We start from the raw sequence: 23,932 nt of genomic DNA on the forward strand, positions 1-23,932 counted from the left end.
TGTAACCCATGCCGGCAAGCCTGGGAATTAGCGTTGCCTCTTCATAAGACGTGAAGGTGCGACATGAAACAAGGTGACGACCCTCTGGATGATCGCCGGCTGGCGATGGAACAAGGCTTTCAGGACGGCATGGTCGCCCGTGGCCTACCAGCCTGGGTTGCCAGGCTCCGGCTGGATTCTGCAGCAAGCGGTAGGCAAGGGCCGGTGCTGACTGCCGGGCAAATGGCGGCGCTGCAGCAGGCACTGAAGGCCAGCCTGGTCTGCCGACAACGGCTGAGCCTGGACCTGGCGCGTATTCAGGGCATCCAGCAGTACTGCAAACCGCTGTTGCAGGAGGCCCTGCGCGAGAGCCTGTATGCCTCGGTCGATTGCGAGTCGCTGTACTACCGACATTTTTATTTTCCCATCTCCGGCAAACCCGAATTCGCCACAGGTCATCTGCCGCAGCGGGAAAAAGCCAGTCATGATTCGCCGCTGCTCGATGCTGCCCTGGCCAACTTCACCGAAGCGCAAGCCAGCGGGCAGGCCCTGCCGCGCAGCGATCGCGTGGTGGAGCGCGATGGCTCGACGCTGCGGCTGATGAGCGCCCAGGCGTTTGCCAGGGGGTGCCGTAAACTGGACCTCGGTCAACGCTACCAGGATCACCTGGCCGCCATTCTCGATGCACCCGCCGCACAGACGGCAAGTGGGCACGCCGTAAGGGCATCATTGAAAGCGCAGCAGGCGGCGACCTGGCTGGTCGATGCTTGCCGGGCCCATGCCGAGGGAGTGCTGACGGTCGCCGAGCTGGAATTGGTGTTTGCCTTGTGCCAGGGCGACCGGCCCGTTTCACTCGCCGGTTATCCGGTGCGGGCTCGCCAGCTGACGGTCTACGAATGCGCGCTTGAACAGATCGTCGTGCTCGAAATGGACGGTGGCACTGGGTTCGGCCCGAACCGGCGAGTATTGGTGCATGTTCCCGCAGACCCGGTTAGCCCATGGAACGCGGCGACAGATCTCGACGCCTTCATTCGTCGCACGCTGGGCAAGCGCCTTGCCGACGAGGCCTATCAGCGCTTTTTCAGCCGCTTCGTCCGGCGCCGTGACCAAGCATCCTTTTTTGCCCGGGTCGGCCTTGAACTGATGGACGTGACTGAAGCCGCTTCGCGGGACATGGACCAGCACATGGTCGATTATCCATTGCCGCTGCTCGATCACCTGGCTCAGGCCCGGATCGAGCAGATCAAGGCTGATGCAGCCTTCATCGCAGTGCCGGTCAAGGTGCTCGATCGCGAGGTTCAGGACGCGCGCCAGGCTCGCTTCATCTCGGCTTTGTGGACGGTGGCGGGGCTGGCGTCGCTGTTCTTGCCGGTCGTCAATGCGGTGGTCCTGGCTGCTGTCGCCTGGGACATGCTCAAGCATGTGTTTCATGCCGTGGAAGCCTGGGACGAGGGCGATGTCCGGGCCGCTCAGGACCACCTGCTGAGCATTCTCGGCAGCGTCATTGCGGGCGGCCTCACTGCAGTGGCGGTGCGCGCGCTGAGCCGGGAGTGGAACCTGGTCGACAACCTGGTCACGGCTCGCCTCGACGATGGCCGCGAGCTGCTCTGGCGGTTCGACATGGCACCTTTGCGCAGTGCCGCCCCCCCGGTTCAGGCGCTGCCCGATGAACAGGGCATCTATCGCCTGGGTGACAAGTGCTGGGTGCGGATGCAAAGCCATTTCTACTCGGTGCGCCTACGTGATGATGGGCAGTGGCAAGTGCTGCCCCGCGAGGGTCACGGTCCCGTACTGCGCCACAACGGCGCGGGCGCCTGGCGAGTCTGGTGCGAATCGCCGTTGGATTGGGACGACTCGCGTGCGCTTTTCCGCCGTCTGGGTAATGCATTCGGGCAGCTGAATGACGAACAGATCGATCAGGTACTGGCTATCCATGGTCTCGACGCCGACCAGTTACGCGGTTTGCACGTCTGTGGCCGTGCGCCGCAAGCCTGCCTGGTCGATACCGTGAGCCGAGTATTGCTGGCCAAGCGCATTCAAGCCTTGGTCAGCCAGCTGCGAAGCGACGCTGTCCTGGACATTGAATTGCTTGAGCGCGTGCAGCGCTGGGAGGGGGGCGAGGGGCTCTCGTCGCAGGCTCTGGCAACACGGGTGTGGAACCGGCGCCGGTCATTTTTGCAACAGCTGTACTACGAAAAATACCCCATCACGACGGATACCCATGAACTGCAGCGCAGCTTCCCCAGCTTGCATCGGCTGGGCGCTGAGGAGCTGTTGAATGGGGCCATCCAGGCGCATCTGGAGCTCTCGGCAGCCGCACTGGCCAGGCGCATTCGCTGCCTGCGGGTGCACGAAGCACTGCTGTTCGACACCCCGCAGGGCCTGGACCTGGCGCGTGTCGTGCTCAGGCTGGCAGAGCAACTGCCGGGGGCCGACAACGGGCCAGCCTGGCAGCTGTTCGACGGTGACGCGCTGGAGCCGTTTGTCCATTCCAATACTGGGCAGCCGGTGTGGCGCCTGCACCATCGAGCTGGCGCGTTCCAGCTCAGCGATGCAAGCGGCACCAATGTGCTGGCGGCCGATGACCTGTTCGAGGTGATGGCCCGTGCTTTCACACCCGAGCAGCGTGCGGCACTGGCGCTGGGTGAGCCATTCGCTGCGCATTTGCGGGCTGCGCTGGCCAGCCGCCTGGTGGGGCAGGAAGATAAACTGGCAGATTGGCTCGGCATCAGGCATGAACCTGGTTTTTTCCGGATGCCACAACGGCTGGGTGATGGCCGCGTCGGCTACCCGCTGAGTCAATGGCGCCGCCGCCTCGGGCTGGAACGGCGGCGCCCCGTCAACCTGCTGGCAGAGTTGCGTGATCTGTACCCGGGGCTGGATGACGAAGCGGTCGCGCGCTGGCTCGATGACATGCGAGCGACGCAACGAAGCCCGGCTGCCGAGCTGCAAGTACTGCGGGAGCAGCTCACGGCCTTGCGCCAGTGCCTCAGGTCCTGGCAGTTTTCCACTGTCCGCACCTGGCGCTGGAAGGCACGCAGGGAGTTCGCCCAAGGGCTGCTCGAATGCTGGCGTTATCAGGTGCCGCGCCAGCTGGGTGCGGCTGCCGAAGACCACGCCTATGTGTTCAGTACCTATGGCAGCGACCTGGACGCGTTACCCGCACTGCCGCCCGAAGTCAGCTTCGCCCACGTGTCGGAAATCGGCTTGCGTACCTTGCAACTGCGCGAAGTGCCGGACAGCTTCCTTCGGGCCTTCCCCTCGCTGAGTTCACTGAGCGTGACCAACTGCCGATTGCGCAGCCTGTCGCTGCCCGAAACCATGGCCGCACGCCTGAAGGTGCTGGACCTGTCGGGCAACCAGTTGCGGATGAACGAACCCTTGCACGGCGTGCTGGCGCATGCCGGCTCACTGGTCTACCTCAATCTGTCGCATAACCCGCTGGGGCGCTCGTTTGCGCTGCAGGGCATGCCTGATCTCAGCACATTGCTGCTGTGCAACACGCAGTTGGTGGAGATGCCCGCGGGCGTCATGCAGGCAGCGCGGCTGACGACCCTTGACCTGGGCGAAAACCGCATTGCTGTGCTGCCATTTGCCTTCTATCGCTCCCGGCTGTGGCTCGGCGCCAGGGTGAGGCTTAGCGGCAATCCACTGGTGTTGGCGGCGGACGCCTGGCATGAAATGGACAACGGCGAAGTGCCGCTCAAGTTGCGCTGGCTCGACCTGGTCACCCGTGAGCAGCGGGACCGGATGGCCGATATCTGGGGCAAGCTCGATGGCAAGCCTGCTTCAAGGGACTTCTTCCACCTGCTGGCGCGGCTGACCACCCTGGCCGACTTCCAGGATGGGTTTCTGGCTCGCTACCTGGCGTTGCGTGTGTTCAGAATGCTGGCCTACATGTACGAGCGACCGACGCTGCAGGCGCAGTTGTATGAGCATGCGTTGACCGAACACTGCCAGGACAACGCAACCCTGCGCTTCAGTGACCTGGAAGTGCGGGTGCGGGTCTGGAAGGCTTTGCACGGCGAATTGTCAGGCGAGCGCGAATGCGCGTTGCTGCACCTGGGGGCGCAGTGCTGGCGGCTTGACACGCTGGATACGGTGGCCGGGATGCATGCCATTGCAGCGGGCCGCCCGGAGGAGTCGATCGAGTTCGCGCTGGCCTATCGATTGGCCTTGGCAGATTCGCTGGATCTGCCCATCGAACATGACGAAATGCTCAACCCCGGGGTGGCCAACCTTGCAACCTACGACCTGGTCAATGCCCAGCGCCTGGTCAGGTCTGCCCAGTCAAGCGATGCATTGGTTGACTACCTGCTTACCCAACACTTCTGGCGCGAGCACCTGACGCAACAGTACCAGGCCCGGCTGCGTGTACCGCAAGCCTTGTACGATGAACTGGAGACACTGCTCTCAAGCGACGCCGGGCAGGTGCAGATCGACCGCCTGCAAGCGCGCATCCAGCAGCGCGAGCGTAACCTGCTGGAAGCGCTTTCTCGCGAAGCCATTTCCCGCAACCTGCCCCTGGTCTTCATAGCGCCGGCTGTACCGCAGGCATCGCTGCGTGAGTAGTAGTTATCTAGCCTGGGCCAGGCACTGAACCGCCTAACCTCGTGCCTTCGAAAACGACGGAGGCATTTATGGGCATACCTGATCGAACTCTCACGGCGGAACAGCATCTGGCCATGGAGCAGGCGTATCAAGACAAGCTGATCGCCGAGCGCCTGCCTGGCTGGTTGGGCAGGCTGGATAGCGTGCAGCTGGATGCTGTCAGCCAGGCGCTCAAGGCCTGCCTTGTGCATCGACATCAGCTTGCTACCCGCCTCGCGGGTCTGCAGCCTGTCGATGCCTTCGTCAAGCGTGCATTGAACCAAGCCTTGGCGGGCCGATACGAGCGCGACGTGGATGTCGACCTGTTGTACCTGCGCCGCTGGTATTACTACTTCACCGAGAAGCCGACATGGGCCACCGGGCGCTGGCCGCAGATGGACCGGGACTATACCGACACGCCGCTGTATCAGGCTGCGTTGAACAACTTCACTGCCCAGGAAGCGGCCGGGGAGGGTGAGCCCAGGCGCAATGGCCTGTTCGATGTGTTGGGCAAGGAGCTGGGGCAACGGTCGGCGGCGGACTTCGCGGGGCTCTGCCGCAAGCTGGACCTGGGCGCGGCTTATCAGCAGCATCTGGATGGCGTGCTGGATGACGCGTTCAGGGCAACCCTGGCGCAGATGCTGCGCCAGGGTTTGCTGGTCGATGCCTACAGGGCAAGAAGCGACGGGGCGCTGGATGACCGTGAACTGGAACTGATCATCACCCTGGCGAAGGAATCGCGCCTGCAGCAGCTGGACGGTTCGGTGGTGCGCTATCGGCAACTGCAGCTCAGTGGCTGCGACGTGCAACAGGTCATTGTGTTGCAGGTGCTTGACGAGGGTTTGTTGCGCAACACCACACGGCGAATCCTCGTGTACATTCCGGGCGATCGCAACGGCGCCTGGAGCGGCCACCCGAGCCTGCAAGGTTTCATTGGCGAAGTGCTGGAGCAGCGCCTCGGGGATCGGCAATACCAGCAGTTTTTCCGCCGCTTCATCAAGCTTCGTGATCAGCAGCGATTCTTCGCCGCCTACACCAGCGGCAGCCTGACGGGTCACCTGCTGAGCGTCAGCGAGGCGCTTTTCGATCATTTGCCAGCAGCGCGTATCGCCCAGATAAAGGACGATGCGGCGATGCTCGTCACGCCAACGGCCCAAGTGGACCGAGCCCTGCAGGCGCAACGCGACCAGCAGTTCAAGCAGCAAGGATGGGTTTTGGGGACCCTGGCAGGGTTGTTCGTACCGGCGCTGGGCGGCGTGATGCTGGCGGTAACCGTCTGGGAGCTGCTGGGCGAGGTATTTCAGGGTATCGACGACTGGCGCGAAGGGGATACCCAAGCAGCGCTGGAACACCTGACCAAGGTCGCCAGGGATGCGGCACTGGTCGCGCTCACCGGGGTTGCCATTGGTCTTGCGCGGCGGGCCTGGACGGGCTCCAGCTTTGTCGATGGCCTGGTGCCGACGCAGCTGGAAGATGGCAGTGAAAAACTATGGGACCAGAACCTGCAGGCATACCGGCGCGCGGCGCCCGGCGCGGATAGCGAGTCGGATGCCTTGGGTATCCATGCCGAAGGTGAGCATGACCTGGTGGAACTGGACGGGCATTGGTACAGCATCGTGCAGCGCAGCGAGGACGAACAATGGCAGATACGACCACAGCAGGGGCACGGCCCCCTGTTACGCCATAACGGCGCTGGCGCCTGGCGCCTATGGTGCGAACGGCCTTCCCATTGGGCTGACCCTCGCTACCTGTTCCGGCGCCTGGGCAGTCCCTTCAGTCAGTTGAGCGACCGACAGGTCGATCAGGTGCTGGCCAATCAGGGGCTGGCGAGTGATGATCTGCGCGCCTTGCACATGTACGGCAGGGCGCCGGAGCCGGCGCTGGTCGATGCCGTGTTGCGCGCGCGCCTGGCCGGGCGCGTGGCACAACTGATCGAACATTTGCGTGCGGGGCGTGTGACCGAGGATTCGGACGCGCTTGCCTATGCCCGGGCCTTGCCCGGCGCAGCAAGCTTGCCTGGACCGGCGCTGGGCGAACTGGCCTGGGCCAGCCGCCAGACGTTATGGCAACAATGGTATGAAGACTTGCAACTGCCCGAGTCTGCGAGCATCGCGACACTGCGCCGGGCGTTCCCCAGTTTGCATGTGCTGGGCGCCGATGCAGTGCTGCGTGCGGCCACCGATGCCGATCGCCAGGCCCTGTTGGACTCTGGCCGCATCACCCCCAGGCTGGCCAGGCTGGCAAGGGCCGGTGCGATACATGCCCGCGTCTCACGTGCAATCGAGGCAATGCAGATAGATACCCCGCAGCACCTGGACCTGGCGCGCGTGGTGCTGCAGCTGTTCGAGCACCTTACCCTGGCCGCCAGTGGCCCGGCTTGGCGGCTGTTCGACGGCCAGGCCCCAGGCCCACTGTTGACCACCCGTGGCACTGGCACACCCCATGACTTGGTCCATCGGCATGGGCGCTTCGCATTGCGCGATGCACAAGGCCTGAGCCTGGGAGAACCCGGTGAGTTGTTCGAGGTCATGTCCCGGGCGCTTGCTGCAGCGCAGTGGCAGGCCCTGGGGCTGGCCGAGCCGGTGTCCGACAGCTTGCGACAGGCCCTTGTCGAGCGCGCGGTCGAGCAACGTGCGCAGTTGCCAGCGATGCTCGGGGTCGCCCGTCAGCCAGCATGGTGGGTGGCGCCGCAAAGGGTGGGCAAGTGCGTCGGGTATCCACTCAGTTGCTGCCCGGGCTGGTTCGATGCCTTCACGTTCCGGCCGCGTTCGTTGGCAGCACGGGTGGCGGAGCTGTACCCGGATTTCGACGACGACGAGCCTCAGATCCGACGTTGGCTGGAGGATGTTCGCGAGTCGGGACGCGACGTGGCGCTACTGATTGGGGAACTCGAGCAGCAGCTGCAGGTGCTGAATCGTCAGCTCAAGGCGTGGGCCCATCGTGCCCCCACTGCCAGACAGCGGCAGGCGCGGCGGGAGTTCAGGCATGGGCTGCTCGACTGCTGGCGCTATATTGTGCCTCAGCAGAGTTACCGCATCCGTTACGAAGAGGGGTACAGCTGGCGCTGGATCGGCCGTGACGTGGACGAGTTGCCGGAGCTGCCTGTCGAGGTGAGCTTGCCGCATGTCAGGGTGCTGCAGTTTGAGCAATCGGGTCTGAAAGTACTGCCAGATGGGTTCCTGCGCGCCTTTCCCAATGTCTGCACCCTGGAATTGATGGGCAACAACTTACAGCGGTTGCCAGCACAGCTGGCGCAGCTCAGCCGCTTGCAGTCGCTGGATCTGTATGACAACCAGATCGAACTGGACCCTTTCCAGTCCACGTTGCTAGCCAGTTGCGAGTCGCTGCTTTACCTGAATCTTTCGAGAAACCCATTGCGTGCCAACTTCTCGGTACAGGCGATGCGGGATCTGGTCGAGTTGAGATTGCGTGACACGGGTATCACGCACTTGCCTTTAGGTGCGCTGGAGCTTCAGGACCTGCAGGTGCTCGATGTGGGCGGCAACCGCATTCGCGAACTGCCCGAAGGTTTCTACGACGCGCCGGTCTGGCGACGAGGCCAAGTCACCCTGGAGGGCAATGAACTGTCGCCGGCCGAGCGTGAGCGGTTGGTCGAGGCCAGGGCCTCCAGGGGCATGGGAACGGTACAGTCAGCACCTGGCAACGTGCCGACCCGGCTGCTCTGGCTGGATCGCCTGGGCCATGAGCAACGCGCACCGTTCGCCGCGCTCTGGTCCAGGGTGGAAGATGAGGACGGATGTGAGCAGTTCTTCAGTCTGCTCAAGGAACTCACGCAGTCCGCCGACTTCAGCGGCGCAAAGAGTAGCGATCTGGCGCGGCGGGTGATGAACATCATGCAGCAGATGGCTGACTTCGCCTCCTTGCGCGAAGAGCTGTTTGCCGCTTCCCAGATCGAGACCTGTGGTGACGGCGCCGCCATTCATTTCAGTGAACTGGAGGTGAGGGCCTTGGTGTGGCACGCCGAGCACGAGGCGGCGGGTGCCAGTCAGGCCCAGGTGCTAGCCAGGCTGGCGAGGCGCCTGTTGCGGCTGGCGCGGCTCAACGCTTATGCATTGCGCGATTTTCGCTCCCGGCAACAACGATCGCCAGAGCTCGAGGAAATCGAGGTGGTGCTGGCCTACAACATTCACTTGCGCGACGAACTCGATCTGCCGATCAACACGCAGATGATGCGTTTTCCTGCTTCCGCCCTGGTCGACGCCCGACGGGCTGCACAAGCTGCGGCCTGGGTGACCGGGCAGGAAACCGACGACGACCTGGCAGAGTGGATGGTGCAGTGCCGTTTCTGGCAGCGCTATCTGGAGAAGGCCCACGCACAGGCCCTGCGTGTTCCTGACCATTACCGCAAACAGCTGGCGGCCCTGCATTCCGAAGCTGAGATCCAGGCCCTGCAGGCCGTGATCGAAGTGGACCAGCATGAGCGCAAGCTGGCGTTGACACGGCAAGCGCTGCAAGGGATGGAGGCACCATGAACCCTGCAGAAGCGAGCGCAGCACAGCGCCGGGTTGGACTATGCTCTGGTCATATGCCTTGGCTGCTGCGCTTGGCTAGGATCAGCCTGGGGCTCCCGGTAATGGCCAGTTACCTTTCGCCTGCCCCAATGCGCGTCAGGTGGTTTAGGCTTTTGTCGGATCTTTCTCCCTGATCCGTAGTCTTTTGGTTTATCGAGAGAAATAAGGAGATTCGCATGCTCGTCCGGTCAATGACCCTCGCCACCTTGCTCGCTGTTGCTGGCCCACTGCTTGCGGCTGACAGTGATGCGCCGCTGGCCAAGGAACTGGGCAAGGCCAGGCCATTGGTCGTCATCGCTCCGAGCAGTGCCGACCCCACCTTGAGGGGGTTGAACGAGGATCTCAAGGATCCTGCCACCCAGGCGGGGTTCAAGGAGCGCAAACTGGTGCTGTTCAGCGTTGCCCAGATGATGGGCAAGCGTGAGGACAAGAACCTCGAACAGCAGACCACCATGGCCCTTATTCGTGAACTCAAGCTGGGCGCCAGCAAGGGCACCAAGGTGATCCTGGTGGGCATGGACGGTGAGCGTCACGTGCTCAAGGATGATGAATCAGGCGGGAAGATCGACCCGCAGGTGATCTTCAAGGCAGTCGATGAGCTAAAGGCCAGCGAAAAGGTCGTGAGCGTGCCGGAGCCTGTGGCGGCGGCACCTGTGCCCGAGGCAAAGGAAAGCAAGCCATCCAAGCCCGCCAAACCCGCCAAGCCAGCTGCCCCCCCTAAACCCCTGGACGATTGATCGGTGTGCGCGGGGGCCGCCAGTGTGACGCGGCGGGCCCTCCACAGCGAGCCAATCGTTACCGTGATCGGGCCTTGAGCCAGTGGTCCAGGCTCATGCGTCCAGAGCCTTTGAGCAGCAGTGGCAGCAGCGCGACCAGATAGATCAGCGGCAACTTGAAGTTGCCATGGCCCTGGTCGGTAATGGCATAGCCTTGCGCCAGTTCGGCCAGGCTGGACCACTGTGCAGGCCAGTGCACGGCGGCAATCGCCACCACGGTCACCACCATCAGCCCCGCCGACGCCAGCCGAGTGCCCAGGCCGAGTATCAGCAGCAGCGGCAGCAGCAGTTCGGCCCACATCGACAATTGCCAGTTCAGCTCAGCCGGCAAGGCGCTGAAGGGGAAGGGGAAACTGCCCTGCAGGTCGCCGAACCAGTTGCTGCCATTGAACTTCTCCAGGCCGGACTCGAAAAACTCCCAGGCCAGGAACAGCCGCAGCGGCAGGTCGGCGGTCCAGTTGCCAAGGCGATCGGCCTGGTTGAGGGTACGGGTCAGTGCATTCATGTGAGTATCTCGCTTCAGGAAAGGGCGTTGGCAGCGCGGCGTGGTGCCAGCTTTGCGGTCAGTTTGAGGGCGATGGCGCTGAACATCAGGGCGAAGGCCAGTGGGTACCAGCTGCCCAGAGGAATACGCTTGTAGAACGACAGGCAGAACACCGCGGCCAAGACCCACATGCCGGTGCTGTGCAGGGCTTTCCAGGCTCGGCCGCCGAGCAGCCGCATCGGGGCCTTGAACGAGGTCAGGGTGAGCAGCAGCAGGAACAGGTAGCCGACGCTGCCGGGCAGGCTCGAGGTGGCCGTGCGCCCGGCCCAGAACAGTTCAGGAAACTGCTGGGCGTAGCGATAGATCAGCAGACCATGCACGGTATGCGAAAAGGCGAAGGCCAGGCCCAGGTAGCGCCGTTCGCGGAGCAGTCGACGGCTGCCGCTGCCGGGCAGCAGCGTGGCTGCCGACGAGGCCAGGAAGGCCAGCAGGAACAACGCGAAGGAACTGCGGGCAGTGGCGCGGATGGCGCTGCGCAGGCTATCTGCGCCTGGCGCGGAGCTGAGCAGTACCACGGCAGTCATCAGCAAGGTCAGGCCCGCAAGGGCGGCGAACAGCTTCCAGCCGGAGGGCAGGGTGAACGTCTTCATGGGTGAGGTCTCCCGGGGTGTCGTTGTGTGACCGGGAGTGTGTGAGGGACGGGTATCTGCAGTGTGTCGGTGAAAGTGGCTTTATGTATCGGACTGTAGGCATGGCGGCTGGCGGGCCGCCGCTTCTGCCGTCACAGCTCGATCTGGGCGCACAAGCCGCCGTTTTTCCGGTTGCTCAAGGTCAGCCTGCCGCCCATGGCCTGGGTCAGTTGCTGGGCGATGGCCAGCCCAAGCCCGGTGCCGCCGGTGCTGCGGTTGCGCGAACTTTCTACCCGGTAGAACGGCTTGAGCACCTCGTCCAGCTCTTCTGCGGGGATCCCAGGGCCTTCATCCAGCACCCGAATCAGGGTCTTTCCGTGCTCGCGGCTGACCTCAAGCTCAGCCTTGCCGGCAAACTTCAGGGCGTTGTCCACAAGGTTCACCAGTACCCGGCGCAGGGCATGCGGGCGGGTTTCCAGCAGGCTGCCGGTATTGCCGTGGCGCTGCACCTGGGCGCCGCTGTCCTGGTAGTCGAACACCACGCTGTCGAGGAAAGCGTCGAGGTTGATCCGGCACGGGGATTCGGTGTTGATGTCCATGCTGCGTGCGTAGGCCACGCCTTCGCGCACCAGATGCTCCATGGCGTCCAGGTCGTGCCAGAGTTTTTCCTTCTCGACCCCTTCATCCATCACCTCGACCCGCAGCTTCATGCGGGTGATCGGCGTCTGCAGGTCGTGGGAAATGGCGGCAAGCAGCTGCATGCGCTCTTTCAGGTAGGCCGCAATCCGTGCCTGCAGTGCATTGAATGCGACGGCAGCGTACTTCACCTCGCGCGGGCCGCTTTCGTCCAGCAGCACGCCGGGTTTGTCTGGATCGAGGTCATCAACCGCCTGCGCCAGGCGAGTGAGTGGCCCGATGGCCAGGCGAACCGCCAGCCAGGTGCAGAACAGAAGGACGGCAAGCTGGATCAGCAACACCAGCGGCAGCCAGCGCGCTACCGGGACGGGGGCCGGGGTGACATCAATGGTCAGCGGTGCGCCATCGGCCAGGCGCAGATGCGCCTGAAAGTGCGCATTAGGGCCGGGAATCTCCTGGAAAGTCAGGCGGTACTGGCTGCCAATGGCCTTAATGATCGACTCGGCGGCCATGGGTGGGTCGCTGCTTGGCATCGCTTGGCCGGCCAGCCCTTCGTCGAGCCGGTAGCGATAGGTGCGTCGCTCCAGGCGCGGCAGCCATGCAGCGCGCTCGGCGGCAGGCAGGCGGTCGAGGATGGCCACCGAGGTGGCAACGTCCAGTTCCAGGTTGCTGAGCATCATCGATCGGCTGCTGATGTAGCGTTCATACGCCTGCAGGCTGAAGGACAGCCCATAGGCCAGTACCAGCCCGGTGAAGAAGATCAGCGCCAGGCGCGAGGCCAGGGTGCGCGGCCACTTCATGACGGTGACTCGAGCAGTTGCACGGCCAGCGAGAACACATAGCCTTCACTGCGAACGGTCTTGATGCAGCTCGGTTCCCGCGCATCGTCGCCCAGGCGCTGCCGCAAGCGGCTGACCAACAGGTCGATGGAGCGGTCGAAGATATCGGCTTCGCGGCCCTGGGTCAGATTCAACAGCTGCTCGCGGCTGAGCACCCGTTGCGGATGGTCGAGGAACACGCGCAACAGGCGGTATTCGGCACCACTGAGCGCCACCAGGGTGCCTTCGCTGTCCAGCAGGTGGCGGGCGGTGGTGTCCAGCCGCCATTGGCCGAAGGCGAGCAGGCGGCTGCTCTCGCTGATGGTCAGGTTCGGCGGCAGCATGCGCGTGCGACGCAGCACGGCATTGATACGGGCCAGCAGTTCGCGGGCGGAGAATGGCTTGGTCAGGTAATCGTCGGCGCCCATTTCCAGGCCGATGATGCGGTCGGTCTCGTCGTTGCGTGCGGTCAGCATCAATACCGGTGTGTTGCGGTGCTTGCCGGCACGCAACTCGCGGCAAAGCAGCAGGCCGTCGTCTCCGGGCATCATGATGTCGAGGACGATGAGGTCGACGCTGTTGGCTTCGAGGAAGGCGCGCATCTGCCGGCCGTCGGCGACGATGCTGGTGCGCAGGCCGTTCTTCTTGAGGTAGTTGCCGACCAGTTCGCGGATCTCACGGTCGTCATCGACGATCAGAATGTGATCGACATGTTCCATTCGCAGCGTTCCTGTTCAAGTGGGAATGGGCGCAGTGTACCGAGCGCGTGGGTGCTTGCCTGCGGGGTTTTGTATTGCAGTGTATCTGGCCCGAGAACAGATACAGGAGGAAGCAGTTCACAGGCCTGGGCGACACACATGAGATACCTGGCGAACGTGTAATGGCTCTCGACCGGGGAGTGCTGATCCCCACCTTCAACGTGTTGCAAAGGAGAGTTGCCATGAACTTCAAGACCCTCGCCAGCGCCAGCCTGTTTGCCGTAGTGGGCTTCGCCGCCGTCGCCGCCAATGCCAGCGCCACATCGATGAACGACGCCAGCGTCATGCAGTACCGCTACGGCGACCATCTGGATGTGAAGCGGGTATTGTCGGTGAAGGACGACCACAGCAATGCTTGTGGCCCGGTCAACACCCGCATGGACTACCTCGACTCCAAAGGCCAGAAGGAGAGCGTTGAATACCGTTCCTACGCAACGAGCGGTTGCCATGACAATTGACCGCAGGCTGCTGTTGAAAGTGGGGGGCGTGGCCTTGGCGCTGGTCGGCCTGGGCCTCGCCGGAGGGCAACTGATGGCCCGCGACAATTATGGCGCCATGCCGTCGCTGTCCGGGGCCAGCGAATGGCTCAACTCGCCGCCGCTGGACGCGCCGACGCTCAAGGGCAAGGTGGTGCTGGTGGACTTCTGGACCTGGGATTGCATCAACTGCCAGCGCAGCCTGCCGTATGTCAACGACTGGGCACGGCGCTATGCCGACCAGGGCCTGGTAGTGGTCGGGGTGCATACGCCGGAGTACGACTACGAGCATGATGTGGCTCAGCTCAAGAGCAAGGTGGCAAGCCTCGGCATCGGTTATCCGGTGGCGGTAGACAACGATTACCAGGTGTGGAATGCCTGGGGTAACCAGTTCTGGCCGGCGCACTATTTTGTCGATCGGCAGGGGCAGGTGCGGCATGTGCACTTCGGTGAGGGTGACTATGCCGGCCAGGAGAAAGTCATACAGGCGTTGCTGGATGAAAAAGGCTGAGTTGCGGGTTTGCCCTCATTGCCAGCAGGCAGCAATGAGGGCGGGACGGGCTCAGGAGAAACTGGCGAAATGTGCCTGCATCCGCTCGGCATCCGCCGGTTTGCCACTGAACAGCTCGAACGCCTTCACCGCCTGGAACACCGCCATGTTGCTGCCATCCAGCGTGCGGCAACCCAGTGCGCGCGCTGCTTTGAGCAGTTCGGTCTCGAGCGGGAAATAGATGATTTCGGCGACCCACAGGCGCGGGTGCAACAGTTCCACCGGCAGCGGAGTACCTGGCAGCTTGGCCATGCCCACCGGCGTGGTGTTGACCAGGCCATCGGCCTCGGCCACTTCGGCCGCCAGATCCGTACCCAGTACCGCCCGGCCCGGGCCGAAATGGCCGTTGAGGTTGTCGACCAGCGCCTGGGCACGCGCCGCATCCACTTCGAACAACACCAGCTGCTCGACCCCTTCGCTGAGCAGCGCATGGGCTACCGCCGAGCCGGCACCGCCTGCGCCCATCTGCACCACGCGCCGGCGCGACACATCCGGCAGGCCACGGCGCAGGCCTTCGGCAAAGCCCAGGCAGTCGGTGTTGTGGCCGACCCGCTTGCCGTCCTTGAGCACCACCGTATTGACCGCGCCAATGCCGCGCGCCTCGTCCGACAGCTCATCGAGCAGCGGCAGGATCGCCTGCTTGAATGGGTAAGTGATGTTGAGCCCGGTAAAACCGGTGTGCTGGGCGGCATCGAGCAGCTGCGCCAGGGCGCTGTCTTCAAGCTTGAGCTGGTCGGCGTCGATCAGCCGATAGAGGTAGCGCAGCTGCTGGGCGTCGCCTTCATGCTCGTGCAGGGCAGGGGTGCGCGACAGCTGGATGCCACGGCCGATCAGGCCGGCAAGGATGGCGGGCTGGCTCATGCGCGCGACTCCTGGAGCATCTCGGCGAAGTGGCTCAGGGCCATGCGATAGCCGTGGCTGCCCAGGCCGCAGATCACCCCGACGGCAATCGACGAAACGAACGACAGGTGGCGGAACGGCTCGCGCTTGTGGACGTTGGACAGGTGTACTTCGATAACCGGGAGCTCGCTGGCCACCAGGGCGTCGCGGATTGCCACCGAGGTGTGGGTCCAGGCGCCAGGGTTGATCACGATACCGGCGCAGCGGCCGCGGGCGGCGTGGATCCAGTCGATCAGTTCGCCTTCGTGGTTGGTCTGGCGGAATTCGATTTCCAGGCCGTGGGCATGGGCAGTGTCGGCGCAACCCTGGGCCAGGTCGGCGAGGGTTTCATGGCCATACTGAGTGGGTTCGCGGGTCCCCAGCATGTTCAGGTTGGGGCCGTTGAGCACGAGAATAAGGGGCTTCATGGCGGGCATCGCTTTTGTTGTTGTTGAATGCCTCTATGTTTGTACTGGGTGGTTAATTTCGTCAATTGGGTCGGCTGCCGCATGGGGGCAAAGTGGGCGATTATCGGACTCATTTACTCAGTCAGCCGGATTACAGAATTGTAATTTTCATGCCACCACCTCGATAACCACCCGTCCTTACAGTTCCTCGCCAATGCACGCCGACGAGGACGCCCGAAGTGCCCACTCCCCGCAAGATCGCCTTGCTCAGCCTGTTACTGGCGACCACCGTCAGCGCCCAGGCCGGGCAAGGCATGAGCCTGCCCGAGGCGCTGAGCGCCGCCTTTGCCAACAACCCTGAATTGGCCGCAGCCGCTCGTGAAATCGGTATCGCCGAGGGCGAACGGCGCCAGGCCGGATTGATCCCCAACCCTGAGCTGGCCTGGGAAGTCGAGGACACCCGCCGCGATTCCAGCACCACTACGGTGACGCTCAGCCAGCCACTGGAACTGGGCGGCAAGCGCGGTGCGCGCATTGCTGTGGCCGGTGCCGGCCAAGCCATTGCACGGCTGGACCTCGAGCGCCAGCGCAATGGCCTGCGCGCCGATGTGGTGCAGGCGTATCACGCCGCCTTGCGCGCGCAGACGGCCGTGGAGTTGGCGCAGCAGTCGCAGGCGCTGACCGAACGTGGCCTGCGTGTGGTGCAGGGCCGGGTCGGCGCAGGCCAGTCGTCGCCGGTAGAAGCCACCCGCGCGCAGGTGCAACTGGCCCAGGCCCAAGCCGAGCAACGCCGTGCCGAAACCCAACGTACCGTGGCCTACCAGGCGCTGGCTCGGTTGACTGGCAGCCCGCTGGCGACCTTCGATCAGTTGCCAGTGAGCCACCTGTCACCCGGCCAGGCCCCTTCAGCCGACACCTTGCTCGGCCAGGTCGAACAAACCGCCGAATGGCGCCTGGCAGATGCCCAGGTCGAGCGCGGTGAAGCCTCATTGGGCTCGGAAAAGGCCCTGCGCATTCCCAACCTCACCGTCAGTGTCGGCAGCCAGTACAGCCGCGAGGACCGTGAACGGGTCAACGTGGTGGGGCTGTCGATGCCCTTGCCGCTGTTCGACCGCAACCAGGGCAATGTGCTGGCGGCCGCGCGCCGTGCCGACCAGGCCCGCGACCTGCGTAACGCGGTCGAGCTGCGCCTGCGCAGCGAAACCCGCAGCGCGGTCGATCAATGGCGCACGGCGATGCAGGAGGTTCAAGCCTACGACCGCACCATCCTGCCCGCGGCGCAGCAGGCGGTGGACACCGCCACCCGCGGCTTCGAAATGGGCAAGTTCGCCTTCCTCGACGTGCTCGATGCCCAGCGCACGCTGATCGACGCACGCGGGCTGTACCTCGAGGCACTGGCCTCGGCGACCGATGCACGGGCACAGGTCGAGCGCATCTATGGCGACCTTGAAAGTTTGAGCAATAAATCGAGCAGCAGGAGCAACAATGACTAACCCCCGCAAACTCGCTCTCCTGGCCGCTGCCATTGCCGTTTTCGGCATGGGTGGCCTGGCCTGGACCAGTAACGACGGCCAGGCCAGCAAAAGCGAGGCCCGCCACGACGAGCATGGTGAAGACAGCCACGGCCACGCTGAAGAGGCCGGCGAACAACATCAGGAAAAGGAAGGCGCGCTGCACCTGTCGATTGCCCAGATCGAGTCGGCCGGCATTCAACTTGCCGCGGCCGCCCCGCGTGAACTGGGCACCGCCATCAGCTTCCCCGGCGAGATCCGTTTCGACGAAGACCGCACTGCCCATGTGGTACCACGGGTGCCGGGGGTGGTCGAGGCGGTGCAGGCCGAACTCGGCCAGGCGGTCAAGCGCGGCCAGGTGCTGGCGGTGATCGCCAGCCAGCAGATTTCCGACCTGCGCAGCGAGCAGCAGGCCGCCCAGCGCCGCCTCGAACTGGCGCGCCTGACTTTCCAGCGCGAGCAGCAACTGTGGCAGGAACGTATCAGCGCCGAGCAGGATTACCTGCAGGCGCGCCAGGCCTTGCAAGAGGCCGAGATCGCCCTGGCCAATGCCCGGCAGAAGGTGGCCGCCATCGGCCCGGCAGGTGCCGGTAACCGCTACGAACTGCGTGCCCCTTTCGATGCCGTGGTGGTGGAAAAGCACCTGACCGTGGGCGAAGTCGTCGACGAGACCAGCAATGCCTTCACGCTGTCCGACCTGAGCCGGGTCTGGGCCACCTTCGCTGTCGCACCGCGCGACCTGGCCCGGGTCACCACGGGGCGCAGCGTGACTGTCAGCGCACCGGACCTCGGTGCCCAGGTCGAGGGCAAGGTCAACTACGTCGGCAGCCTGCTCGGCGAGCAGAACCGCGCCGCCACCGTGCGCGCCACCCTGGCCAACCCCAACGGCGCCTGGCGCCCCGGGCTGTTCGTCAATGTCGCGGTCAATGTCGAGCGCTTCAATGCCGCTGTCGTCGTGCCCGAAAGCGCGTTGCAGAACTGGGAGGAGCAGACCGTGGTGTTCGCCCGCACCGACGAAGGTTTCGAGGCCCGCCCGGTGAAGACTGGCCGCCGCGACGCAGGCCAGGTGGAGATCACCGCAGGCCTGGCAGCCGGCACCCAGGTGGCGGCCGCTGGCAGCTTCGTCCTCAAGTCCGAACTCGGCAAGGCTTCTGCCGAGCACAGCCATTGATCGCGGGGACGCTTGCATGTTCGAACGCCTGATCCAATTCGCCATCGAGCAGCGCCTGGTGGTGATGCTCGCCGTGGTGCTGATGGCCGCCGTGGGTATCCACAGCTACCAGAAGCTGCCGATTGATGCGGTGCCTGATATCACCAACGTCCAGGTGCAGATCAACGCGGCCGCGCCGGGTTATTCGCCACTTGAAACCGAGCAGCGCATCACCTTCGCCATCGAGACGGCCATGGCCGGCCTGCCGGGTCTCAAGCAGACCCGCTCGCTGTCGCGCTCGGGGCTGTCCCAGGTGACGGTGATCTTCGACGATGGCACCGATATCTTCTTCGCCCGGCAACTGGTCAACGAGCGCCTGCAGGTGGCCCGCGAGCAGCTGCCCGAAGGCATCGAGGCCGGCATGGGGCCGATCTCCACGGGGTTGGGGGAAATCTTCCTGTGGACCGTGGAGGCCGAGCAGGGCGCACTGAAGGACGACGGCACGCCCTATACGGCGACCGACCTGCGGGTGATCCAGGACTGGATCATCAAGCCGCAGCTGCGCAACGTGCCCGGTGTCGCCGAGGTCAACAGCATCGGCGGCCACGCCAAGCAGTACCTGATCGCCCCGGAGCCCAAGCGCCTGGCGGCCTACAAGCTCACCCTCAACGATCTGGTCGCAGCGCTTGAACGCAACAACGCCAACGTTGGTGCCGGCTACATCGAGCGCAACGGCGAGCAGTTGCTGATCCGTGCACCGGGGCAGGTGGCTTCGGCCGAAGACATCGCCAACATTGTCATCTCCAGCGTCGATGGCACACCGATCCGCGTCAGCCATGTCGCCCAGGTCGGCCTGGGCGAGGAACTGCGCTCTGGCGCGGCCACCGAGAACGGCCGCGAAGTGGTGCTGGGCACGGTGTTCATGCTGATTGGCGAGAACAGCCGCACGGTGTCCCAGGCCGTGGCGGCCAAGCTCGCCGAGATCAACCGCAACCTGCCCAAGGGCGTGCTCGCGGTGACCGTCTACGACCGCACCAATCTGGTGGAAAAAGCCATAGCCACGGTGAAGAAGAACCTGGTCGAAGGCGCCATCCTGGTGATTGCCGTGCTGTTCCTGTTCCTCGGCAACATTCGCGCCGCGCTGATCACTGCCATGGTCATCCCGCTGTCGATGCTGTTCACCTTCACCGGCATGTTCAGCAACAAGGTCAGCGCCAACCTGATGAGCCTCGGCGCCCTGGACTTCGGCATCATCGTCGATGGCGCGGTGGTGATCGTCGAAAACGCCATCCGCCGCCTGGCCCATGCCCAGCAGCGCCATGGCCGCATGTTGAGCCGTGCCGAACGCTTCCACGAGGTGTTCGCCGCCGCCCGCGAGGCACGCCGGCCGCTGATCTACGGGCAGTTGATCATCATGGTGGTGTACCTGCCGATCTTTGCCCTGACCGGCGTCGAAGGCAAGATGTTCCACCCGATGGCCTTTACTGTGGTGATGGCACTGCTGGGCGCCATGATCCTTTCGGTGACATTCGTGCCGGCGGCCATCGCGCTGTTCGTCACCGGCAAGGTCAAGGAAGAAGAGGGCGTGGTCATGCGCACCGCCCGCCTGCGCTATGCACCGGTGCTCGAGTGGGTGCTGGGGCGGCGCAAGCTGGCGTTTACCGCCGCTGCCGGGCTGGTGCTGCTGTCCGGGGTCATGGCCAGCCGCATGGGCAGCGAGTTCATCCCCAGCCTCAGCGAAGGCGACTTTGCCTTGCAGGCGCTGCGGGTACCCGGCACCAGCCTGTCGCAGTCGGTGGACATGCAACAGCGCCTGGAGCAGGCGATCATCGCACAGGTGCCGGAAGTGGAGCGGGTGTTTGCCCGCACCGGCACCGCCGAGATCGCCTCCGACCCGATGCCGCCGAACATCTCCGACGCCTACGTGATGCTGCGCCCGCGCGACCAGTGGGGTGACCCCGGCAAGCCCCGCGAGGTACTGATTGCCGAGGTCCAGCGCGCCGCTGCCAGCGTGCCGGGCAGCAACTACGAGCTGTCGCAGCCAATCCAGTTGCGTTTCAACGAGCTGATTTCCGGCGTGCGCAGCGATGTGGCGGTGAAGGTGTTCGGTGATGACATGGACGTGCTCAACCGCACCGCCGCGCAGATCGCCAGCAGCCTGCAACAGGTGCCAGGCGCCTCTGAAGTGAAAGTCGAGCAGACCACCGGCCTGCCGGTGCTGACCATCGACATCGACCGCGACAAGGCCGCGCGCCATGGCCTGAATGTGGGCGACGTGCAGGATGCCATCGCCATTGCCGTCGGCGGGCGCACGGCGGGCACCTTGTACGAAGGCGATCGCCGCTTCGACATGGTAGTACGCCTGTCCGAAACCCTGCGTACCGATGTCGATGGCCTGGGCAGCCTGCTGATTCCGGTACCCGCCAGCGCCGCAGCCGGTGCAGCGCAGATCGGCTTCATCCCGTTGTCGCAGGTGGCCACGTTGAACCTGCAGCTTGGGCCGAACCAGGTCAGCCGAGAAGATGGCAAGCGCGTGGTGGTGGTCAGTGCCAACGTGCGTGGGCGTGACCTGGGCTCCTTCGTCGAGCAGGCCGAACAGACCCTGCGCGAGCAGGTGCAGATCCCGCCAGGTTACTGGACCCGTTGGGGCGGCCAGTTCGAGCAGTTGCAGTCGGCGGCCGAGCGCCTGCAGGTGGTGGTGCCGGTGGCGCTGCTGCTGGTGATGGCCTTGCTGCTGATGATGTTCAACAACCTCAAGGACGGCCTGCTGGTGTTCACCGGGATTCCGTTTGCCTTGACCGGCGGGGTGCTGGCGTTGTGGCTACGGGATATCCCGTTGTCGATTTCCGCAGGGGTGGGGTTCATCGCCTTGTCGGGGGTGGCGGTGCTCAATGGCCTGGTGATGATCGCCTTTATCCGTAATCTGCGCGAGGAGGGGCGCGGTTTGCGTGCAGCGGTCGAGGAGGGCGCGTTGACGCGCTTGCGGCCGGTGCTGATGACTGCGTTGGTGGCGTCGTTGGGGTTCATTCCAATGGCCTTGGCGACAGGGACAGGCGCCGAGGTGCAGCGGCCGCTGGCGACGGTGGTGATTGGCGGGATCCTGTCTTCCACGGCGCTGACCTTGCTGGTGTTGCCGGCGCTTTATCAGTGGGCGTACAGACGCGAAGAGGATTGAGATCGCCGGGGCCGCTTTGCGGCCCATCGCCGGCAAGCCAGCTCCCACAGGGATAGCGTCTGCCTCAAGCATGTCGCTGTCCTTGTGGGAGCTGGCTTGCCGGCGATGGGCTGCAAAGCAGCCCCAGGGATCTCAGATCGGAGTACGAACCTGAGGGCTCACATCACTACCAGGTTCATCATGCAGCGAAATCCGCGATGTCTCCGGCAACGCCAACCCACCCACCAACGCCACCAGCGCAATCACCACCAGGTAGAACGCCGGCGCCAGGCTGCTGCCGGTCTGCCCGATCAGCCAGGTCGCCACCAGCGGCGCGGTACCGCCAAACAGGGTGTAGGCCACGTTGTAGGTAATCGCCGAAGCGGTATAGCGGGTACGCGTAGGGAAACTCTCCGACAGCAACGCCGCCGTCACCACGCCACTGCACAGCGCCCCCACCGCCAGCAGGATCACCCCCAGCAGCGCTCCCGACATCGAACCGGAACTGGCCAGCCAGTAGGCGGGGAACACGCAGACCATCACCCACAGGCAGGTGAAGCCAATGGTCTTGCGTCGCCCGACCCGGTCCGAAAAGGCCCCGGCCAGTGGGCAACCGACCGCCGCGAACAGCAACGCCACGGTGGTCACCAGCAGCGACTGGGCGCGGGTCAGGTGACCGACCAGTTGCAGGTAGGTGGCGAAGTAGGTGGTGAACATGTAGAACGACAGCGCCGTCAGCGAGATGAACATGCCCAGGTTGCGGATCGCCCGGCCGTGGTTGCGCAGGGTTTCCTTGAGCGGCGAATGTTCATGTTCCTTGCCTTGGGCGACAGCCTCGCGAAACGCCGGGGTTTCTTCCATGCGCCAGCGCAGGTACAGCCCCACCAGCCCCAGTGGTGCAGCCACCAGGAACGGGATGCGCCAGCCCCAGGCAGTCATGGCCTCGGCCGACAGGCTGGCCTCCAGACCATAGGCGATCACCGCCGCACAGGCAAAGGCGGAAAAGGTCGAGACTGGCACGAAGCTGCCGTAGAACGCTCGCTTGTTCTGTGGCGCATGTTCCATCAGATAGGCACAGGCGCCTGCGTATTCGCCACCGGCAGAAAAGCCCTGCAGGCAGCGCGCCAGGGTCAGCAGCGCGGGTGCGGCAAGGCCGATGCTGGCGTAGGTCGGCAGCAGGCCGATCAAGGTGGTGGAACCGGCCATCAGCAGGATGGTCAGCGACAGGATGCGCTTGCGCCCAAGGCGGTCGCCCAGCGCGCCGAACACGATGCCGCCGAGCGGGCGCAAGGCGAAGGCCACGGCAAACACGGCGAAGGTCTTGAGCAGGGCGACACTGGCATCTTCGCTGGCGAAGAACTGGTTGGCGATCAGGGTGGCGAGGAAGCCATAGACGGCGAAGTCGAACCATTCGACGAAGTTGCCGATGGCCGAGGCGGCGATGACCCTGCGCAGGGTGGCGGGGGATACCTCATGCGATGCAGACATACGGAAGCTCTCCGGTTTCCATAGGCAGCCTGGATGGATGTGGTGGGCTCAAGGCCCGCCATCGTTGTTATCAACTGCCAGTAGACCGATGGACTCGCTCGCCTGCATCGTTCAGGGCGACATCGGGATACCTGTTTCGACCGCACCACCCGGCGTCATACGGAGAACATCACTCCGGTCCGCGAAGCCGCATTGCGAATGTGCTCCTGCATTGCCTTTTGCGCCGCTGCCTGCGAGCGGCGGCTGAGGGCACGGAGGATCTTGCGGTGTTCATGCCAGGTTTCCATGGCCCGTTCCGGGCGGATGAAGGGGAGTTTCTGGCTTTCCAGGAAAATCTCCTGGCTGGCGGTGATCACTTGCAGCATCGCGTGATTGCCGCAGGCCTGCAGCAACTGCTGGTGGAAAATGAAGTCGAGCCGGGCGGCGGCGTCGAAACGGCCGGCACGTAGCTCCAGGCGCATCGCTTCGACATTCTCTTCCAGGCGATCGAGGTGCTCGGCGGTCAGCGTCAATGCAGCCTGGCCGGCGGCGAAACCCTCCAGGGCATAGCGCAACTGGAACGTGTCGCTGGCGGAAACCTGCTCGGCGTATGGCCAGGCAAATGGGGAGGGCGCAGGCGAGGGCGCTTGCACGAATACGCCCTTGCCCGGCTGCACGCTTATCAGGCCCAGGGCGCTGAGCGATGACAACGCTTCACGCAGTGATGCCCGGCTGACCCCCAGTTGCTCGGCAAGGTCACGCTGCGAGGGCAGGGCATCGCCGGGTTGATAGGCGCCCTCATCGATCAGCTTGCGGATGCCTTGCAGGGCCTGTTCGGGGACGGCGCGGGGGAGGGAGTCGAGCATGCTGTTCAGACCGGTCGGAGGGCAATGAACTTGGCTTTTTACGGCTATTGCCCGGCGCTTGCAAGTGTTGCTCCCCGTTGGCGCAGGCTGCAGCCATGGCGCACGAAAGCGGGGCGTAACGGCGCCAGAGCAGGCGAACGGCGGTCAAACTGTTCAGACCAGTAAGACCGTTAAGTTCAAGCCTTTCGGCCATTTGTGCAGGGTGGCGGCCTGTGCTGGCATGCCCCGTGCAATGCCCAGCCGGCCCCCTTTTTGTGAACCTCTGCGAGG

16 protein-coding genes are annotated in these 23,932 nt (G+C 64.3%); 8 read left to right on the forward strand and 8 right to left on the reverse strand.

All coding sequences use genetic code 11. From position 1 onward, the window contains the following. Positions 1–63: 63 nt before the first annotated feature. From ACIPZ5_RS02520 to ACIPZ5_RS02530, 3 genes are all read left to right on the forward strand, one after another. Complete coding sequence (locus ACIPZ5_RS02520; protein ID WP_400806459.1) at positions 64–4,551, forward strand: NEL-type E3 ubiquitin ligase domain-containing protein; 4,488 nt, start codon at positions 64–66, stop codon at positions 4,549–4,551. Between the two features lie 68 nt (positions 4,552–4,619). Beyond that, the gene (locus ACIPZ5_RS02525; protein WP_400806461.1) at positions 4,620–9,062 is read left to right on the forward strand and encodes an NEL-type E3 ubiquitin ligase domain-containing protein; all 4,443 of its coding nucleotides are present in this window, start codon (positions 4,620–4,622) and stop codon (positions 9,060–9,062) included. A gap of 215 nt (positions 9,063–9,277) precedes the next feature. Beyond that, positions 9,278–9,838: a DUF4174 domain-containing protein gene (locus ACIPZ5_RS02530; RefSeq protein WP_343595035.1), complete on the forward strand. Its 561-nt coding sequence runs from the start codon at positions 9,278–9,280 to the stop codon at positions 9,836–9,838. 58 nt (positions 9,839–9,896) lie between these two features. Here the strand turns inward: ACIPZ5_RS02530 and ACIPZ5_RS02535 are convergent, their stop codons facing one another. From ACIPZ5_RS02535 to ACIPZ5_RS02550, 4 genes are all read right to left on the reverse strand, one after another. Continuing rightward, positions 9,897–10,382 carry a DoxX family protein gene (locus tag ACIPZ5_RS02535; protein WP_343595037.1) on the reverse strand — a complete coding sequence of 162 codons (486 nt, stop codon included), beginning with the start codon at positions 10,380–10,382 and terminating at the stop codon, positions 9,897–9,899. 14 nt (positions 10,383–10,396) lie between these two features. Continuing rightward, positions 10,397–11,011 (reverse strand): ferric reductase-like transmembrane domain-containing protein, encoded by a 615-nt coding sequence (locus tag ACIPZ5_RS02540; RefSeq protein ID WP_343595039.1) that lies wholly within the window; start codon positions 11,009–11,011, stop codon positions 10,397–10,399. Positions 11,012–11,142: 131 nt separating this feature from the next. Continuing rightward, positions 11,143–12,426: a sensor histidine kinase gene (locus tag ACIPZ5_RS02545; RefSeq protein WP_400806465.1), complete on the reverse strand. Its 1,284-nt coding sequence runs from the start codon at positions 12,424–12,426 to the stop codon at positions 11,143–11,145. Continuing rightward, complete coding sequence (locus ACIPZ5_RS02550) at positions 12,423–13,163, reverse strand: response regulator (protein ID WP_261940647.1); 741 nt, start codon at positions 13,161–13,163, stop codon at positions 12,423–12,425. The genes ACIPZ5_RS02545 and ACIPZ5_RS02550 overlap by 4 nt, the downstream gene beginning before the upstream one ends. A 221-nt stretch (positions 13,164–13,384) precedes the next feature. Here ACIPZ5_RS02550 and ACIPZ5_RS02555 point away from each other — a divergent pair, with 221 nt between their 5' ends. Both ACIPZ5_RS02555 and ACIPZ5_RS02560 read left to right on the forward strand, forming a co-directional pair. Continuing rightward, positions 13,385–13,660, forward strand: a complete 276-nt coding sequence (locus ACIPZ5_RS02555; RefSeq protein ID WP_400806467.1) for a DUF2790 domain-containing protein — start codon at positions 13,385–13,387, stop codon at positions 13,658–13,660. Beyond that, complete coding sequence (locus tag ACIPZ5_RS02560; RefSeq protein ID WP_343595046.1) at positions 13,650–14,189, forward strand: thioredoxin family protein; 540 nt, start codon at positions 13,650–13,652, stop codon at positions 14,187–14,189. Before ACIPZ5_RS02555 ends, ACIPZ5_RS02560 begins: the two co-directional genes overlap by 11 nt. 51 nt (positions 14,190–14,240) lie before the next feature. On the opposite strand, the gene ACIPZ5_RS02565 is transcribed toward ACIPZ5_RS02560, so the two are convergent. Both ACIPZ5_RS02565 and aroQ read right to left on the reverse strand, forming a co-directional pair. Next, a complete protein-coding gene (locus ACIPZ5_RS02565) occupies positions 14,241–15,089 on the reverse strand; it encodes a shikimate dehydrogenase (RefSeq protein ID WP_261940574.1) in 849 nt (282 codons plus the stop codon). Next, a complete protein-coding gene (aroQ, locus tag ACIPZ5_RS02570) occupies positions 15,086–15,535 on the reverse strand; it encodes a type II 3-dehydroquinate dehydratase (RefSeq protein WP_343595049.1) in 450 nt (149 codons plus the stop codon). The genes ACIPZ5_RS02565 and aroQ overlap by 4 nt, the downstream gene beginning before the upstream one ends. Before the next feature lie 218 nt (positions 15,536–15,753). Between aroQ and ACIPZ5_RS02575 the strand changes: the two genes are divergently transcribed. Genes ACIPZ5_RS02575 through ACIPZ5_RS02585 form a run of 3 tightly spaced genes read left to right on the forward strand, consistent with a single transcriptional unit; the run spans position 15,754 to position 21,350 of the window. After that, positions 15,754–17,007, forward strand: a complete 1,254-nt coding sequence (locus ACIPZ5_RS02575) for a TolC family protein (protein ID WP_343595052.1) — start codon at positions 15,754–15,756, stop codon at positions 17,005–17,007. Next, positions 17,000–18,196, forward strand: a complete 1,197-nt coding sequence (locus ACIPZ5_RS02580; RefSeq protein ID WP_343595054.1) for an efflux RND transporter periplasmic adaptor subunit — start codon at positions 17,000–17,002, stop codon at positions 18,194–18,196. Before ACIPZ5_RS02575 ends, ACIPZ5_RS02580 begins: the two co-directional genes overlap by 8 nt. Before the next feature lie 16 nt (positions 18,197–18,212). Next, positions 18,213–21,350: an efflux RND transporter permease subunit gene (locus tag ACIPZ5_RS02585; RefSeq protein ID WP_400806471.1), complete on the forward strand. Its 3,138-nt coding sequence runs from the start codon at positions 18,213–18,215 to the stop codon at positions 21,348–21,350. 132 nt (positions 21,351–21,482) lie between these two features. On the opposite strand, the gene ACIPZ5_RS02590 is transcribed toward ACIPZ5_RS02585, so the two are convergent. Beyond that, positions 21,483–22,817 (reverse strand): MFS transporter, encoded by a 1,335-nt coding sequence (locus tag ACIPZ5_RS02590; protein WP_261940569.1) that lies wholly within the window; start codon positions 22,815–22,817, stop codon positions 21,483–21,485. Positions 22,818–22,972: 155 nt separating this feature from the next. Then, on the reverse strand, positions 22,973–23,662 hold the full coding sequence (locus tag ACIPZ5_RS02595) for a FadR/GntR family transcriptional regulator (protein WP_400806474.1): 690 nt from the start codon (positions 23,660–23,662) through the stop codon (positions 22,973–22,975). Between the last annotated feature and the right edge of the window lie 270 nt (positions 23,663–23,932).

Origin of the sequence: Pseudomonas sp. NPDC089428, from assembly GCF_044749325.1 — a bacterium.
Taxonomy (GTDB): Bacteria; Pseudomonadota; Gammaproteobacteria; order Pseudomonadales; family Pseudomonadaceae; genus Aquipseudomonas.